Origin of the sequence: Sunxiuqinia rutila (assembly GCF_050589705.1) — a bacterium.
Lineage (GTDB): Bacteria > Bacteroidota > Bacteroidia > Bacteroidales > Prolixibacteraceae > Sunxiuqinia > Sunxiuqinia rutila.
Map to the genome: position 1 here is coordinate 114,925 of NZ_JBNGOT010000005.1, position 15,486 is coordinate 130,410.

Genomic DNA, 15,486 nt, shown 5'->3' on the forward strand with positions numbered 1-15,486 from the left:
TAATTTTAATATATTTGCATGCGAACTGCTTAAGGGATGACTACGCAAAATAAGAATTGGGATAATTCATTGTGGGATAAATTTCAACAAGGGGACAATGATGCCCTTGGTGAATTGTTTCAGGAACGGTTTCGCGAATTGTATTTTTACGGTTTGAAACTGGTTCCGGTGGCTGAATTGGTGAAAGACACCATTCAGGACTTATTTACAGATCTTTGGTCGCGTAAAGAAAAAGTCAAGGGAATTGCCAATATCAATGCCTATTTAATCATCTCTTTGCGCCGCGAACTACTTCGGCGTGCTTCCAAAATTCGCTCTCACACGGATTTAGACGAAGCCTCCTCTCAATATTTTACCTTTTCAAGCGAAGATTTTATCATCGGAAGCGAAACTGAGCTGGAAACCAGGAATAAGCTGGTTGCCGGACTCCGGCATTTGACTTCCAGGCAGCGAGAGGTAATCTTACTACGGTTTAAGCACGAAATGGAATTTAAGGAAATTGCAGAGGTCATGGACCTGAATGTGCAGTCGGTTCGCAACTTATTATTTCGGGCTCTTGAAAAATTAAGAGAAGAAATGAATGTTAGTGATTCTGTTGATAAACAGGATGTTGGTCTGGTGTTGCTCACTTTTTTTAAAGAAAAGATAAAGTTTTCTTAAAATTAGTGAGTATAAAATCCAGGTTTCGACTCTTTATAGGCAAAGGCACACAATGAGACAGTTTAGTAAAAATACATTCGAAAGCCTGGTTGCCGACACACAGTTTATTCGATGGGCAAAAGGCGAACAGGTGGAGGATTCTCAGAAATGGGAGGAGTGGAAAATGAACCATTCCGATAAAACCCGGGAATTTGATGAAGCCTGCAAGGCCGTTCGCATGTTTTCCTTCGCTACGCCTGCCATTAGCGATTTGGAAGTTGACTATTTGAAACAGAAAGCTTTTGATCGCTCCAGAAAACAAAGAAATACTTCCGGAAGGGGTGTTTGGATGCGTCGCTTGTCGCGTGTGGCTGCCGTATTGTTTATCCCCTTGTTGCTTTTTACAACCTGGACCTTGCTGGATAAAAAACAACTGGAATCAACCTATACCAGCTTGGTGGAAAATAAAATGGATGAGGAAATTTCAGTGGTTGCGCCCATTGGTACCCGCACAATTGTTGATTTGCCTGACGGCTCAAAAGTTTGGTTAAATGCAGGTTCGCAACTGACTTATCCGCCAATTTTTGCCAATAGCGGGCGCACGGTCCATTTGGAAGGAGAAGCTTTTTTTGAGGTTAGCAAAGATGAAACTCCTTTTAATGTAGAAAACTTTGGGCCAACCATCAAAGTGTACGGTACAGAATTTAACGTAAATGCCTACGAAGAAGAAGAAGTGGTGACAGTAGCCTTGGTAGAAGGCAGTGTTTCTCTGGCTAAAAGTGGTGGCGAATTGTTTTTGGAGCCCGGTGAGGTTTCTTTTTTCGACAAGTCAAGCGAAACCATTCATGTAGAACGAAAGAATCTGGAGCGTTTTCTCTGCTGGCGTGAAGGTAGGTTCATCTTCAGGAAAGCCCCTTTAAATTCCATTCTTCGGGTTTTACAACGTCAGTACAATGTTGAATTTGAGCTAGCCAATCCCCAATTGGGTAGCCATCCATATAATGCCACATTTCAAAATGAAAGTTTGGAACAAATCTTTCAGCTTCTGGAACTGTCGGCACCCATTCAATTTGATTACACCAAAGGGTATTTGAGTAAGGAAGGAGCCTATGTGAAGGGAAAGGTGAGAATTAAATAAAATAAAAAAACAAAAAACTAAGTCGGCTTATGGAATAAAAAAGAAATGCAGATAATGCCCCAACATTATCCGCATCCCAATCTATAATTCAATTAATTGTAAGAATTAATCACTACAAAATTATGAAAAAAATTGATTGTTATGGCTTACCCGACAGGGTAGGTCTGAAGAAAGTATTGCGAATGATGAAATTAACAACTTTTTTAATGTTGTTCTGCCTGATGCAATCCTATGCGCTTTCAGGTTACTCGCAGCAAACACAATTGACCCTTGATGTGAAAAACCGGTCGATTGAAGATGCGCTGTATGAGATTGAACAACAGAGTGAATACGTTTTCCTCTACAATAGAGATATTGTTGATGTTGAACGTAAAACCAACATGCAAATCAAAAATGCATCGATCGACAAAGTGCTGGAGTTAATGTTTGAAAACAGCAATGTGGGCTATCAGGTTATTGATCGTCAGATTGTGCTTTCTGTTAAAAGCCAGACTGCACAGCAGGAGCGTACTATTGCCGGAACCGTTTCAGACCAGGGTGGCGAGCCTCTTCCTGGGGTAACTGTAATGGTGAAAGGAACTTCGGATGGAACGATTACTGACTTTGATGGAAAATACACCTTGAAAAATGTTGCTCCGGGCGCAACCTTGGTTTACTCGTTTGTTGGGATGCGAAGCCAGGAAGTCGTTGTGGGCAATCAGTCCAGCTTTGACGTTGTACTGGAAGAAGAAACAATCGGTATCGAAGAAGTGGTGGCCATTGGTTATGGTTCACAGAAAAAAGTAAACCTGACAGGTTCTGTATCGAATGTGACTTCAGAAGTTCTGGAATCTCGTCCGGTGCAAAACGTAGGGCAGGCACTTCAGGGAATTATTCCCGGCTTAAACTTTCAAACTTCCGGATTGGGGGGAGAGTTGAACCAAAGTTTAAGTTTTAACATTCGTGGTGCCGGAACCATCGGTTCGGGTTCTAACGCTTCTCCATTGGTGTTGATCGATGGTATGGAAGGAGACATGAATGCCATTAACCCTCAGGATATCGAAAATATTTCGGTCCTAAAAGATGCTGCTGCCGCTTCAATTTACGGATCGCGTGCTGCATTTGGTGTTATCCTTATTACAACAAAAACTGGGAAAGAAGGAAAAACAACCATTAACTACAACAATAATTTCCGTTTGACGGCTCCTCTGGGATTGCCTGAAATGTTGGATTCGTACACTTTTGCTTTGTACTGGAACGAAGCTGCTGCCAATGATGGACAGGGAGCTAAATTTTCGGACGAAGTGATTGAGCGTATTTTGCAATACCAGGCCGGAGAAATTGATTACGGTACTGTGCCTAATAATAATGGTGACCGCTGGCAATTTTACACCGGATCAAATGCCAATACCGACTGGTTTAAAGAGCATTACCGTAGTGCAGCTTTTGCTCAGGATCATTCGATTAGCATCAATGGCGGAAACGAAGATGTTCGTTACTATTTTTCAGGTAACTTTCTGGATCAGGAAGGTTTAGCGCGTCACTCTAATGACCAGTTTAGCCGCTATACCATTACGGCAAAAATTAACGCCAAGTTGTCGAAACATGTATCGTTCAACTACAATTCCAAGTTGGTTCGCGAAGATTACGAAAGAGCCACTCAGCAATCAGGCCTGTTCTTCCACAACATTGCTCGCCGCTGGCCCACTATACCCGTAAAAGATCCAAACGGACACTATACGGATTCAAGTGGCGAAATTGTTCAGCTTCGCGATGGTGGACGTACGAGTGATCGTTCAGACTGGGTGTATCAGCAAGCTCAGTTGGTAATTAATCCATTGGAAGGTTGGAACATTTATGTAGATGGTAACTACCGCGTAAAATATTCCACTTACCACCAGGATGTGCTTCCTGCTTACGCCTATGATGTAAATGAAAACCCATACCCTGTTGCTGTGCTTTGGAATGCAGCAGGTCATAGCTCGGTGTATGAATCTGACCGGGCTGACAACTTCTTCACGTCGAACATTTATTCGGATTATGAGTTCAGAATCAACGAGGATCACTACTTCAAAGTGATGGGAGGTTTTAACTCGGAGCTGATGAAATACCGTACCCTGGGTGCGTCGCGCACAGGTTTGATTTCACCGTCATTGCCAACGATTAACACAGCCACTGACAACAGTAAAGCTGAGCATGGTCAGTATCAACACTGGGCTACAGCCGGTTTCTTTGGTCGTTTGAACTACAACTACAAAGAGCGTTACTTGGTAGAAGTGAATGCCCGTTACGATGGTACTTCACGTTATTTGGATGACAAGCGCTGGAACGTTTTCCCTTCTGTTTCACTGGGATGGAATATGGCAAAAGAAAACTTCTGGGGATTGGATCATATTTTCCAAACATTCAAGGTTAGAGGTTCTTATGGTGAGTTGGGTAACCAAAACACCTCAAACTGGTACCCGTTCTACTCGCAAATGCCTGTTAGCATCAACAATGGTGGCTGGTTACTGGGTGGTGAAAGACCAAATACTGCAAGTGCTCCTGGCTTGATCAGTTCGTTATTGACTTGGGAGCGTGTGACTAGCTACAACGTTGGTTTGGACTTGTCCATGTTTAACAACCGTTTGTTTGTAAACGCTGACTACTTCAACCGGAAAACTTTTGATATGGTTGGACCGGCTCCTGAACTTCCTGTTATTTTGGGAACCAGCGTTCCTCAGATTAACAACGCCGATATGAAATCGTATGGTTTCGAATTGGAAATGAGCTGGAAAGATAAAATCCGTGACTTTAACTACGGTGTAAGAGCTGTTGTGTCTGATGACCAGCAGGAAATTACCAACTACCCGAACCCAACCAACAATACCAATACTTGGTTCAATGGTCGAAAAATGGGTGAAATTTGGGGATATACTACAATCGGAATTGCTAAAACGCAAGAGGAAATGGATGCGCACTTAGCAAATGTTAGCCAAAGCAGCCTGTCAAGCAAATGGGGAGCTGGTGACATTATGTACGCCGATTTGAACAACGACGGTAAAATTGATGGTGGTTCAGGACTACTGGGAGATACTGGTGACCGTACGGTAATTGGTAACTCAACACCTCGTTACCGCTTCAGTCTTGACCTGACTGGTTCTTGGAAAGGATTTGATTTCAGAGCCTTATTCCAGGGAGTTGGTAAAAGAGATTGGATGCCAGGCGGACCTTATTTCTGGGGTGCCAGCGGTGGTATGTGGCAATCTGCCGGATTTACGACACACATGGACTATTTCCGTGATGAAAACTCGGTGATGGTACAAGCCGGTCATGCTGATGTGAATCTGGATTCATACTTTCCAAAACCTTATTTCAGCACAGGTAAAAACCAACAAACACAAACTCGTTATTTACAAAGTGGCGCTTACCTGCGTTTGAAAAACCTTCAGGTGGGGTATACACTACCTAAAGTGCTAACAAGCCGCGTAGGAATTAACAAAGCCCGTTTTTATATCTCAGGAGACAATCTGTTAACAATTACGAATATGATTGACACATTTGATCCGGAAACAGTTGGATTGAGTGGCTGGAGCGATGGAAAAACTTATCCATTGTCAAAAGTATTCTCTTGTGGTTTAAGTGTTAACTTTTAATGGATTGAAAAAATGAATAGAAAAATAACATATACAATTTATTCGGTCATTTTACTACTTGCAGTATCACTAACTTCCTGCAATGAATTTCTGGACCGGGAGCCATTGTCAAATGTGACTCCAAACGAATACTTGTGGAACGAAGCTGATTTAGCGGCTTATTCGATTGGGCAATACAATTTCCCAACTCACGGTGGATGGGGCGTTGGAACCTTTGCTAACGACAACCACACCGATAACCAGGTAACTTCGGGTTATTCCAACCGTTGGGTTCCGGGCGAATACCGCGTGCCACAATCAGGTGGTGCCTGGAACTTTGGTAGCATTCGTCAGTGCAACTATTTCTTCGAAACAGTTTTACCTCGCTGGGAAGCTGGAGAAATCAGTGGTAACGCGACCAATGTGGATCATTACATCGGTGAAATGTACTTCTTGAGAGCTTATGAGTATTTCAACAAAGTACAGGCCTTTGGTGATTTCCCAATCGTGAAGAAAACACTGAATGACCAAATGGAAGAATTGGTGCTGGCTTCAGAACGTCGTCCACGTAACGAAGTGGCTCACTTCATCATTTCTGATCTGGATTCAGCCATCATGCTGCTGAGCGAGAGTGCTCCTTATGGTAAAAACCGGATTTCGAAAGACGTGGCTAAATTATTCAAGTCGCGGGTAGCTTTACACGAAGCTACTTGGTTAAAGTATCATAAAGGGACTGCTCAGGTTCCTGGAGGACAAGGATGGCCAGGTGATCCTGCTACAGTTTCAGGATTCGATATCGACGTTGAAATCGATTATTTCCTGACTCAGGCGATGGAAGCTGCAGAGGAAGTTGCTGACGCTGTGGCGTTGGTTCCTAATACCAAAGATGATGGTTACGATTCTTCACAAAATCCCTATGCCCAAATGTATACCGATGTGGATATGAATGGCTACAGCGAAGTGTTGTTGTGGCGTGCTTATGATCCAAGCAAAGGAATCAACCACAACGTGAACCACTACTTGAATAAAAACGGTGGAAACACGGGTTATACAAGAGGTTTTGTTGATAATTTCCTGATGGCAAACGGATTGCCAATCTATGATGCCGCTTCTGGATATGCTGGCGATGATTCAACGCAACTGGTAAAAGTTGACCGTGATAACCGTCTGCAATTATTCCTGAAAACTCCTGGCGACTTACGTTTAATCGATAAAACAAATGTTGATGGAACACCTATCGTAGAAGCTTATCCTGACATTATCGGAATTAATGAAGTACGCTATGTTACGGGTTATGCCCTTAAAAAGGGAATGTCTTATATTGATGCACAAACAGAAGGAAGTAACGGATCAACCGGAAGTATTGTATTCCGTGCAACCGAGGCTTACCTGAACTACATCGAAGCATCTTACCTGAAAGAAGGATCGGTTAATGCGAAAGCGGACCAATACTGGCGTGCCATCCGTGAGCGTGCAGGTGTTAATCCTGATTACACGGTTACGGTAAATGCTACTGTGATGAGCGAAGAAGCGAAGAATGACTTTGCAGCTTACTCTGCCGGACAATTGTTGGCCGATAAAACCTTGTACAACATTCGTCGCGAGCGTCGCTGTGAGTTGATGTCTGAAGGTATGCGTTATTTCGACCTTAAGCGTTGGAGAGCATTGGATCAGTTGAAAACCAATCCATACATTGTGGAAGGTTTCAAACTGTGGGGACCGATGCAAAACTGGTTCGTTGATGAAGATGGTGAATCACGTTTGATTGAAGCCGGAACTCCTGATCAAACGCCAAACGTTTCAAGCTCATCAGAAAGTGAGTACTTGCGTCCGTACCGCATCAACCTGAGTAATACCAACCTGGTACGCGACGGTTACCGCTGGACGTCAGCACACTACCTGAATCCGATCGCTATTCAGCACTTTATTATTACTGCTGAAAATACGTCTGACCTGACCACTTCTGTGATTTATCAGAATCCGGGATGGCCACTGGAAGCAAATAGCGGTGCTATTGACTAAATTGGAAATTCCATACATAAAATAATTTAGTGCAACATTGAGGCCACATAAAGAATGATTCATCATGCTTTTGTGGCCTCTTTTTACGATAGTAGAAGAGCAGAAGGAGTGGGGGAATACTTACTCCTCTCGATGCATGTAGAACCAAACAACTATAAAAAAGATGAATAAAATCGTGTTGTTATTTTGTGTCACTTTGCTGGTTACTGCTTGTTCGCAAAGCGATACAAAGGATTGGAAATTGATCTGGAGCGATGACTTTTCGGTGGATGGAGTTCCGGATGAAACAAAATGGAGTTTTAGCGGACGCCGGTCACCCAACTGGGCATGCTATTGTACAGATCAGCCGCAAAATGCCGAAGTGATTGATGGTGTTCTGCATTTGCGAGGTATCCGGACTGAGAATGATGCGGACACGGTTGAATACCAAACCGGCTGCATTCAAACCAAAGGAAAATTCTCTTTTCAGTACGGTAAGCTTGAGGTGCGTGCCAAGTTGGATCAAGGGCAGGGCTCATGGCCGGCTATTTGGCTAATGCCCGAGAAAAGCGTTTATGGTGGATGGCCTAAAAGTGGCGAAATTGATGTGATGGAGCAGCTCAACTTTGACACTATCTTTTATCAAACCATACACACCGATTATGTGGACATTCAACAACAAAAAAATAATCCCAAACATCATGCAACTGCTTCGTTTAAAAAAGGAGAGTTTAATATCTTTGGGCTGGAATGGTATCCTGATCGGCTGGACTTCCTGATAAATGGGGTAAAGACGTTTACTTATCCCAAAGTGGAAGGGCTCGGATCAAGTCAATGGCCGTTTGATCAGGAATTCTATCTTATCCTAAACCAAGCTTTGGGCGGAAGCTGGCCCGGCCCCGTCAATCCGGAAGATTTGCCTGTGGAAATGCAGGTAGACTGGGTGAAAGTCTATCAACTCAACTAACCAACTGCTGAAAAAAAACGAGAATCTACACCATAGATTGCTGGTATTGAGTTTGAATATAGAAACACCATAATTTAAGAGAGAGAGAACAATCATGAAGAAACAATTATTGATTTTATTGATTTTGCTTTGCCCCTTTTTGCTAGTGGCCCGGCAAAATGTATCCATTATTCCGCAGCCCGTATCTTTGGAAGTGCATAGCGGAAGTTTTATCATCGATGAAAATACCTCTATTCAGTTCAATGCCACACAAGATGAATTGAAAGAAGCTGCCGATTTTTTTGCCGCAGCCGTAAGAACAATCTCAGCCTACGATTTGCCTTACCAGCTTAAAAAAGCCAAAACGATTGAGTTGAAATTGGAGGAGATTGAATCCATCGGTAAAGAAGGTTATTTGCTGGATGTGACTCCCCAAAACATTCGCTTGCGTGCCAATGATAAAGCTGGTATTATCTACGGAATGCAGTCGCTGCTGCAGTTGCTGCCCGTTATCCGCACCAATGCGGTACTCGAAATTCCATGCCTTTCGGTTACCGACTATCCGCGTTTCCAATGGCGCGGTATGCACCTCGATGTTAGCCGTCACTTTTTCGGCCCCGAGGTGGTGAAAGAATACATCGACCTGATGGCTTCTTACAAATTGAATACTTTTCACTGGCACTTGGTTGATGACCAGGGATGGCGCATTGAAATTAAAAAGTACCCCAAGCTGACTGATGTTGGTGCCTGGCGCGTGGATCAAAATCACCTGGAGTGGAGCGATCGCCCACAAGCCAAGCCCGGCGAAGAACCGACTTACGGTGGTTATTACACCCAGGAGCAAATCAAAGAAATTATTGACTATGCCGCCGAAAGGAATATCACCATTGTTCCGGAAATTGAAATGCCCGGCCACGTGGCGTCAGCTATTGCATCTTACCCCGAATTGAGCTGTACGCAAAAAACGCAGCTACCACTAACCGGAGGCGATTACTCGAACATGTCTTCCAACTACTGTGCAGGAAACGAAGAGGTTTACCATTTTCTGGAAGATGTTTTATCTGAAGTGATTGATTTATTCCCTTCTACCTACATTCATATCGGAGGTGATGAAGTGAATAAAGGGCCCTGGAAAGAATGCGAGCGCTGTCAGGCGCGCATGAAAGAAGAAAAGCTGAAGGATGAAAATGAGCTGCAAAGCTATTTCATCACCCGCATGGAGAAATTCATCATCAGCAAAGGCCGAAAAATGATTGGTTGGGATGAAATCCTGGAAGGTGGATTGGCACCAGAGGCCACAGTGATGAGTTGGCGTGGGGAAGCCGGCGGAATTGAAGCTGCAAAAATGAAGCATGATGTGGTGATGACTCCGGGTAATCCTTGCTATTTCGACCACTATCAGGCAGGCCCCGAAGGCGAGCCTGTAGCCATTGGCGGCTTCAATACCTTGAAGAAAGTTTATGCCTACGAACCGATTCCCGAAGAATTAACGGCCGAAGAAGCCCACTTCGCGTTGGGAGCACAGGCCAACGTTTGGACAGAATACATTACCACTGCCGAACACCTGGAGTACATGGTATTGCCGCGTATGGTGGCTTTGGCTGAAGTGGTTTGGACCCCGAAAGAAAATAAAGACTGGGATAGCTTCAATGTACGTTTGCAAAACCAGTTCCGGGCCTATGAGCAAAAAGGCTTGCACTACTGCCCCGGAAACTATACCGTGAACATTAAGCCCAAATCAGAAAATGGAAAACTGAAGGTTGAACTTTCTACTGAAATATTGAATGGCGAAGTGTATTACACCTTGGATGGCAGCGAGCCAACGCTTCAAAGTGAAAAATATACGACTCCGATTGAGATCAATTCGAGCGTTGTGTTAAAAGCATCAACGGTGCTATACGGAAAGGTGAAAGGCTATAAACCTGCCGAGCAAAATTTCGTGATGCATCAAGCCATCGGACGGGCTGTTGAATATACCAATCCGGTGAGTCCGTATTACCAGGCCGATGGCCCCAACACCCTGACTGACGGGGTACGTGGAACCGAGGCAGTGGGCAAGTTCTGGCATGGATTCAGCGATAAAAGTTTGATTGCAACCATTGATTTGGGCGAAACCAAAACCATTCAGTCAATTGCTTTGGGATGTTTGCAAAAATACCGCGACTGGATTTTCCTTCCCGAATCGGTCACTTTTGAAGTGTCGACAGATGGAAAGTCATTTGCTGAAATTGAAAGCTTGAAAAATCCGGTTGACATTAATGCACCAGTGGCACTGCACGACTTCAAAACAGAATTTGCAGCTCAAAAAGTACGCTACATCCGGGTAACGGCAAAAAACAACGTGTGTCCTCCGGGACATAATGGTGCTGGCAAAACAGCCTGGATCTTTGCCGATGAAATTGTTGTTAACTAAATCGAAAAGAAGACAGGTTCTGCTGGCAGAATCCTGAAAACCATAACAGGAGTTGGCAATAATCAGCCTTGAAAAGCAAGCCGGGATTATTGCCAACTTTACGAAATCAAAATTCATGAAAAAAAATGTAAGATTATTTCTGGGACTGGCTTTATTGCTATTCGTCTCACTAGGGTGTAGCAAAGACAGCGAGTCTGCAGTAGTTCCGGAAGAAGAGAATAAGGATGCGGAATTGGAGTGGGAGTTAGTCTTTGAGGATAACTTTGAAGGTACGGCCTACAATGCTCAAAATTGGGCCAGTTACCAAACCCAGCCTTGGGCATCAGCCTGGAATAAATACGTTGTTCCCAATGATGCTTCGCTGGCTGAAGTAAAAGATGGTGCTTTGCACATGCGGGCCCGATGGAATGAGGAGACTGATCTTCCCGAAACCGGTGCCATCCAGTCGAAAGGAAAGTACAGCATGAAAAACGGAAAGCTTGAAGTAAGGGCTAAATTCACGCGCTCGGGCAAAGGAGCCTGGCCGGCTATTTGGCTGATGCCTGAAAATCCTGTCTACAATGGTTGGCCCGATTGTGGCGAGATTGATGTGATGGAGCATTTGAATACCGATGCTTTCGTTTACCAGGTTATTCATCAATCAGAAACTGAAGGAAAAGAGTTGAAACCAGCTCCAAGTGTCACCGCAAAAATCGACTTAAACGACTACAATACTTATGGAATCATTAAGTCGGAGAACTTAATTGAATTTCAGGTGAATGGCGAAACGACCCTGACTTATAAAAAAGATAACCGAAATGGAAATCGTTGGCCGTTTGAAACCGATTTTTATATCATCCTGAATTATGCTTGTGCCGATAAAGGAACTTCCGGCGTGTATTTCTGGCCCGGAAATGTTACCGATACCAGCGGTTTTCCTTACGAAATGGCCATTGACTATGTGAAAGTTTGGGAGGTAAAAGAGGATGCCGGCGAAAACTAATTCAATCGGATGAAATCATTTAACAGAGCCATTGGAGCTTATGCCTGATATTTATTAGGTTTGTTGACCAAGGATGACAGTTGCAAATTATAAGAACTGAAAGAACCAATGGCCCTGGCCCGGTGAGAAAATTCAATAACAAAAACTAATATAAAATCCTATGAATCGTAATTTACTACTAGCATGTGGCTTAGCTTCTTTTGCTGCCGGATGTACTTCTTCGGCTCCTAAGGAGGAAAAGCCTGAAAAGCCGAATATTATCTTTATCATGACCGATGATCATTCGTTTCAAACGTTGAGCGCCTATGATAATCGTTTCATTCAAACACCTGGTCTGGATCGGATTGCCAACGAAGGGGTGACTTTCACCAACAGTTTCGTTGCCAACTCCATTTGTGCCCCCAGCCGGGCGGTCATGTTAACCGGAAAACATAGCCATGCCAATGGTCAGCGTGATAACTCGGACACTTTCGACGGGAATCAGCAAACATTTCCTAAGCTATTGCAGCAGGCCGGTTATGAAACGGCTTTGATTGGGAAATGGCACCTGAGAAGTCAGCCTACCGGCTTTGATCACTGGAACATCTTACCCGGACAGGGAAGCTATTACAATCCGGATTTCATTGATGAAAATGGCACTACCCGTTATGATGGTTATGTGACGGACGTGATTACCGACTTTAGCACGGATTGGTTGGATCAACGGGATAAAGACAAACCATTTTGTTTGCTGGTTCATCATAAAGCGGTGCACCGGGTGTGGATGCCACCAACAAAATACCTGAATGAATTCAAAGACCAAAAATTCCCGCTGCCCGACAATTTTTATGATGATTACGAAGGAAGAACAGCAGCTGCCGGACAGGAAATGAGTATCATCAACGACATGGATGTGGTGTATGATTTAAAAATGCTGGATGAGGAAGGCGATATTAAATCACCCTACCGTTCTTACTACGAGAAAGGGGCTTATTCGCGCATGACTGATGAGCAGCGTGCAGCCTGGGATGCTGTGTACGATCCGATTATTGAAGATTTCAAAGCCCGTAACTTAAGCGGGAAAGAGCTGGCAGAGTGGAAGTACAACCGCTATATGCAGGATTACCTGGCTTGTGTGAAGTCTCTGGATGATAATGTAGGTCGTTTGTTGAAATATTTGGATGATAACGGATTGGCAGAAAATACCTTGGTGGTTTATACCTCAGATCAAGGTTTCTACATGGGAGAGCATGGCTGGTTTGACAAGCGTTTCATGTACGAAGAATCCTTCCGTACACCTTTGCTAATGCGTTTCCCAAAAGGGTATGAAGCCAAGATTAAAGTTGATGAGCTGGTACAAAATATCGATTATGCGCCTACCTTCCTTGATCTGGCAGGGGTTGCCATTCCGGAAGATATCCAAGGCGAATCTTTGGTGTCTCTGGTTGACGGCGGGCAAACAGCCGAGTGGCGCGATGGCTTGTACTACCATTACTACGAATATCCGGGAGAGCATGCGGTAAAACGTCACTATGGTATCCGCACAGATCGGTATAAATTGATTCATTTTTACAACGACATTGATGAGTGGGAGTTGTACGATTTGGAAAATGACCCAAGCGAAATGAATAACCTCTACGGAAAAGCAGAATACGAGGAATTGGCTGATAAACTGAAAGTGGAACTTCAGAAATTGCAGGAGCAATACGAGGATCCCATTCTAACTCAGCAATAATATTGATACTCGACTACTCATGAAACTAAGATTAATACTACTAATGGCCCTGCTTGTTAACTGGCAGGCAGGTGCCATTGCTCAAAATAAATTGCCAAAGCCTACTGAAGAACAGATGGAATGGCAAAAGTTTGAAACCATTGCTTTCATTCACTTTAGCATAAATACCTTCACCGATATGGAGTGGGGGTATGGTAACGAATCTCCGGAACTGTTTAATCCCAGCGATCTGGATTGCCGCCAGTGGGTGAAAATCTGTAAAGATGCCGGAATGGAAGGAGTCATTTTAACGGCCAAACACCATGATGGTTTTTGTTTGTGGCCTTCGGCATACACCGAGTACAGCGTGAAAAATTCGCCTTGGAAAAACGGGCAAGGTGATGTGGTCCGCGAATTTGCCGATGCTTGTCAGGAGTATGGATTGAAAATGGGGCTCTACCTTTCGCCCTGGGATTGTAACCATCCCGATTATGGAAAGCCCGGATACAACGAATACTTCAAAAATCAGCTGACAGAACTGCTGACCAACTACGGTGATATCTTTGAAATTTGGTTTGATGGGGCCAATGGTGGACGTGGCTATTACGGAACCGACTCACTGCATAACCGGAGCATCAGCAAAGATTATTACGACTGGCAAGGATTTATTGGTTTGGTGCGCGAATTGCAACCCAATTGCATTGTGCATGGTGGTGGTTTGCCCGACATCCGTTGGGTAGGCAATGAAGAGGGACACGCTGCAAAAACACACTGGAGCACCTTGCGTCCGAACGATCAGTTTAGTAAAGACAAGAGCTTTCCGGCTCAGTTGAATGAGGGACACGAAGATGGCTCACGCTGGTTGCCTTCAGAAACCGATGTCTCGGTGCGTCCGGGCTGGTACTACCATGCTGCGGAAGATCATCAGGTGAAATCGCTGCCTCGTTTAATGGATATTTACTACGAAAGTGTTGGCCGCAACAGCCTGTTGTTACTCAATTTAAGCCCCGATAAGCGTGGATTGATCCATCCGATTGACTCCTTGCGTTTGTTGCAATGGAAGCGTCAACTGGATCAGGATTTTAAAGAAGACCTGGTTAACTCCAAATGTCAGTTTTCTTCAAACAACAAGAAGAAACTGAAAAAGGCGTTTGACAACAATTACGATTCTTACTGGCAGGCTGCCGGAGAGGATAGTTATTTGGAAATTGATTTCAGAAAATCCCTAACTCTGAATCGCTTGTTGCTGCAGGAGTACATTCCTGAAGGACAGCGGGTGAAAGCTTTCCGTGTTGACTATTTGGAGGATGGAAGCTGGAAAGAACTGGCGCGCGAAACAACTATTGGCTACAAACGGATTTTGCGCTTCCTGCCCATTACCACGCAAAAGCTACGGATAACCTTTGAAGAATCGCTGGCTCCGGCAATGATTACCAAAGTATCGGCGTACAATGCACCCATACTCTTGGCCGAACCTACGATTCGTCGCGATCAGCAGGGGATGGTGAGTATTCACTCTCCCGAGAAATTTGGTGAAGTTTTTTATACCACAGACGGCTCCGCACCTTCCCGTCAATCAGAGCCCTATACTGAACCGTTTTTGAATGACGGAAAAGTAACCGTAAAAGCCATTGTTTACAGTGGCGACAATCATGGTGAGGTGGGCGAACAAATGTTTGGCTTATCGAAAAAGCAATGGACTGTTGTTGGTACCGATGCGACTAAACTGCCTTTGTTTGATGGTAAACCCTATACCAGCTGGGTTAGCGCGAACAATGTGAAGGAAGTGGTGGTTGATTTTGGCGAAGCAATTGCTTTTTCCGGCTTGACTTACTTGCCGGATCAGGCACGTTGGTCACGCGGAATCGCTCTAAACTACCAAATTTCGATCAGCGAGGATGGCGAGAACTGGACCGAATTAGCAAGCGGTGATTTTTCTAATATCCGGAATAATCCGATTACTCAAACTATTGATTTGGGCAAAAAGGTTACCAGCCGATTCTTGAAGTTTGCAACCAGAGCTGCTGCCGATGGGCAACGTGTGCTGGGTATTGCCGAGCTGGATGTGATTTCCAAATAAC

9 protein-coding genes are annotated in these 15,486 nt (G+C 44.3%); all 9 read left to right on the forward strand.

Going from position 1 to position 15,486, the window contains the following annotated elements:
- Positions 1 to 36: 36 nt before the first annotated feature.
- The gene (locus tag ACRD6K_RS07660; protein WP_430972781.1) at positions 37 to 660 is read left to right on the forward strand and encodes an RNA polymerase sigma factor; all 624 of its coding nucleotides are present in this window, start codon (positions 37 to 39) and stop codon (positions 658 to 660) included.
- A gap of 52 nt (positions 661 to 712) precedes the next feature.
- Positions 713 to 1,777, forward strand: coding sequence for a FecR family protein (locus tag ACRD6K_RS07665; protein ID WP_430972782.1), 1,065 nt, complete (start codon positions 713 to 715; stop codon positions 1,775 to 1,777).
- Positions 1,778 to 1,899: 122 nt separating this feature from the next.
- On the forward strand, positions 1,900 to 5,391 hold the full coding sequence (locus tag ACRD6K_RS07670; RefSeq protein WP_430972783.1) for a SusC/RagA family TonB-linked outer membrane protein: 3,492 nt from the start codon (positions 1,900 to 1,902) through the stop codon (positions 5,389 to 5,391).
- Between the two features lie 12 nt (positions 5,392 to 5,403).
- On the forward strand, positions 5,404 to 7,392 hold the full coding sequence (locus ACRD6K_RS07675; protein WP_430972784.1) for a RagB/SusD family nutrient uptake outer membrane protein: 1,989 nt from the start codon (positions 5,404 to 5,406) through the stop codon (positions 7,390 to 7,392).
- A gap of 163 nt (positions 7,393 to 7,555) precedes the next feature.
- Entirely contained in the window at positions 7,556 to 8,338 is a 783-nt protein-coding gene (locus ACRD6K_RS07680; RefSeq protein ID WP_430972785.1) for a glycoside hydrolase family 16 protein, read from the forward strand.
- Positions 8,339 to 8,432: 94 nt separating this feature from the next.
- Positions 8,433 to 10,730 carry a glycoside hydrolase family 20 protein gene (locus ACRD6K_RS07685; protein WP_430972786.1) on the forward strand — a complete coding sequence of 766 codons (2,298 nt, stop codon included), beginning with the start codon at positions 8,433 to 8,435 and terminating at the stop codon, positions 10,728 to 10,730.
- A 115-nt stretch (positions 10,731 to 10,845) separates the two neighbouring features.
- Entirely contained in the window at positions 10,846 to 11,712 is an 867-nt protein-coding gene (locus tag ACRD6K_RS07690; protein WP_430972787.1) for a glycoside hydrolase family 16 protein, read from the forward strand.
- A 160-nt stretch (positions 11,713 to 11,872) separates the two neighbouring features.
- Complete coding sequence (locus ACRD6K_RS07695; protein ID WP_430972788.1) at positions 11,873 to 13,426, forward strand: sulfatase family protein; 1,554 nt, start codon at positions 11,873 to 11,875, stop codon at positions 13,424 to 13,426.
- Between the two features lie 19 nt (positions 13,427 to 13,445).
- Complete coding sequence (locus ACRD6K_RS07700) at positions 13,446 to 15,485, forward strand: alpha-L-fucosidase (RefSeq protein ID WP_430972789.1); 2,040 nt, start codon at positions 13,446 to 13,448, stop codon at positions 15,483 to 15,485.
- The last annotated feature ends 1 nt before the right edge of the window (position 15,486 follow it).

What these genes read in the sequence shown, in the direction of transcription:
- ACRD6K_RS07660 (WP_430972781.1), top strand. Translation starts at nt 37, where the DNA reads ATGACTACGCAAAATAAGAATTGGGATAATTCATTGTGGGATAAATTT.
- ACRD6K_RS07665 (WP_430972782.1), top strand. Translation starts at nt 713, where the DNA reads ATGAGACAGTTTAGTAAAAATACATTCGAAAGCCTGGTTGCCGACACA.
- ACRD6K_RS07670 (WP_430972783.1), top strand. Translation starts at nt 1,900, where the DNA reads ATGAAAAAAATTGATTGTTATGGCTTACCCGACAGGGTAGGTCTGAAG.
- ACRD6K_RS07675 (WP_430972784.1), top strand. Translation starts at nt 5,404, where the DNA reads ATGAATAGAAAAATAACATATACAATTTATTCGGTCATTTTACTACTT.
- ACRD6K_RS07680 (WP_430972785.1), top strand. Translation starts at nt 7,556, where the DNA reads ATGAATAAAATCGTGTTGTTATTTTGTGTCACTTTGCTGGTTACTGCT.
- ACRD6K_RS07685 (WP_430972786.1), top strand. Translation starts at nt 8,433, where the DNA reads ATGAAGAAACAATTATTGATTTTATTGATTTTGCTTTGCCCCTTTTTG.
- ACRD6K_RS07690 (WP_430972787.1), top strand. Translation starts at nt 10,846, where the DNA reads ATGAAAAAAAATGTAAGATTATTTCTGGGACTGGCTTTATTGCTATTC.
- ACRD6K_RS07695 (WP_430972788.1), top strand. Translation starts at nt 11,873, where the DNA reads ATGAATCGTAATTTACTACTAGCATGTGGCTTAGCTTCTTTTGCTGCC.
- ACRD6K_RS07700 (WP_430972789.1), top strand. Translation starts at nt 13,446, where the DNA reads ATGAAACTAAGATTAATACTACTAATGGCCCTGCTTGTTAACTGGCAG.